Genomic DNA, 2096 nt, shown 5'->3' on the forward strand with positions numbered 1-2096 from the left:
GGCTCTTCACGCTGGGCGTGCTGCCACCGGGCTTGGTCGAACCACCGGGCGTGGTCGCGCCGGGGCCGTTGTAGCCGGGAGCCGTGGGGGTGAACGCGGCAGGGCTCTTCACGCTGGGCGTGCTGCCGCCAGGCTTGGTCGAGCCGCCCGGGGTCGTCGCGCCGGGGCCGTTGTAGCCCGGCGCGGTCGGGGTGAACGACGCGGGAGCCTTGGGGCCACCGCCGCCGGGCGTGGCACCGGGCTTGCCGCCGGCCGCGCCGGGAGTCGTCCCGCCGGGACCGGTGTAGCCGGGAGCGGACGGGGTGAACGCCGCGGGCGCCTTCGGGCCGCCGGGCGTGGCACCGGTGCCGCCCTTGATGTTGGGCGTCGCGCCGACGGACGGGCCGCCGGGGACGTTGCCGCCGGTCGGGGTGAAGCTGGCGGGACCGCCCTTGACGTTCGGCGTCGCGCCGACGGAGGCGCCACCGGGGACGGTGCCACCGGTGGGGGTGAAGCTGGCGGGGCCGCCCTTGACGTTGGGGGTCGCGCCGACGGACGGGCCGCCGGGCACGTTGCCGCCGGTGGGGGTGAAGCTCGCGGGACCGCCCTTGATGGCGTTCGGACCGCTCGCCTTCGGGCCACCCGCGGTGGTGTTGCCCTTGGTGTCGACGCCACCGCCCTTGATCGAGTTGGGCCCCGCGACAGCGGCCCCGCCCGGCGTCTTGTTGCCCGCCGTGGTGTTGGCGGCGCCGTTGATCGAGTTCGGGCCCTGGTAGTTCGGCCCGGTCGGCGTCTTGTTGCCGGCGGTGGTGTTCGCGCTGCCGGGTGGCGGCTTGGCGTTGGTGGACGTGTCGAACGACTGGAAGTTCTTCTGCTGGTTCGCTTCCGTGTTGTTGAACGTCTGCTGCGTGGCCTTGAGCTTGTCCTGGACGTCCGTGAACGCCTTGGCGCCCTTGTCCGCCTGCTGGACGGCGTTGTCGTTGGACGAGTTCAGCGCCGGCACCGCGAACAACCCGATGGGGCCGAGCGCGTTGCCGCTGAAGTTCAGGCCGCGCAGGCCGCTCGAGATGCCCGTCAGCCGGGACCCCAGGTCACCCGCCTTGTTCTGCAACCCCTGCATCGAGGAGTCGCTGACGGAGAAACCGCTGTTGCCGGTGGGACCGCCACCGCCGGTACCCGTGCTGGGTGGTGGCGTGGACCCCGGGTTCACCGAAGGATTCGGGTTCGGTGCCGGGTTGGGATTGACGTTCCCCTTGGCCATGAGCGGCGTTTCTCCAGTACTGCGTCAGAACGAGGCGGGATCGCAGGGGATCCCGGCTGTCGGCTGGACTTACTCTGTCGGCCGTGCGGGGCGTTCCCCGGCCACGGACTGGCGGAACGGCTGCGCCGCCCCGCCGCCGGCCTGGGCACCCGAGTCGAAGGCCGCGGTCGGGCTGAGCGACTCGCTCGCCATGAGCGGGTTCACGCTCTCGTAGACCGGCTGGGCTTCGATCCGCGAGTACTCACGCGGCTGGGTCGGCTCGAGGGCCTCGTACGCCTGCGACATCTGCGTGCGCGCCATCGGCTCGTAGCCCGCCGACATCGGCTGCAGCTGCTCGGACGACGGCGTCGAGTCGGCGTAGTACATCTCCCGGGCCTGCATCGGCTGCACGTCGTGGACCGGGGCCCCCGCCGTCATGCTGACACCGGACGTCATCGTCGAGTCCGTGGCCGCCACCGCCTGGTGGAACGGCTGGGCGGTCTGGGCCTCGACGCGTTCGAACGCCTGCATCTGGTGGACCGGCTGCATCGGCTCCGCGCGGTGCATGGGCTGCAGCGGCTGCATGGGCTCGGCCATGTGCGCGGCCTGCATGGGCTGCAACGGCTGCATCGGCTCGGCCATGCGTGCGGCCTGCATCGGCTGAAGCGGCTGCATGGGCTCGGCCATGTGAGCGGCCTGCATGGGCTGCAACGGCTGCATCGGCTCGGCCATGTGAGCGGCCTGCATCGGCTGAAGCGGCTGCATCGGCTCCGCCATGCGTGCGGCCTGCATCGGCTGAAGCGGCTGCATCGGCTCCGCCATGTGCGCGGCCTGCATCGGCTGAAGCGGCTGCATCGGCTCCGCCATGTGCGCGGCC

General features: G+C 72.2%; 2 pseudogenes. Both read right to left on the reverse strand.

Features of this window, described 5'->3' with window-relative positions:
* Positions 1–1189: pseudogene (locus ACFWGZ_RS40180) on the reverse strand (hypothetical protein); the annotation flags it as partial.
* A gap of 120 nt (positions 1190–1309) precedes the next feature.
* Positions 1310–2096 (reverse strand): annotated as a pseudogene (locus ACFWGZ_RS40185) (hypothetical protein); the annotation flags it as partial.

The organism is Lentzea sp. NPDC060358 (genome assembly GCF_042725365.1).
GTDB lineage: Bacteria > Actinomycetota > Actinomycetes > Mycobacteriales > Pseudonocardiaceae > Lentzea.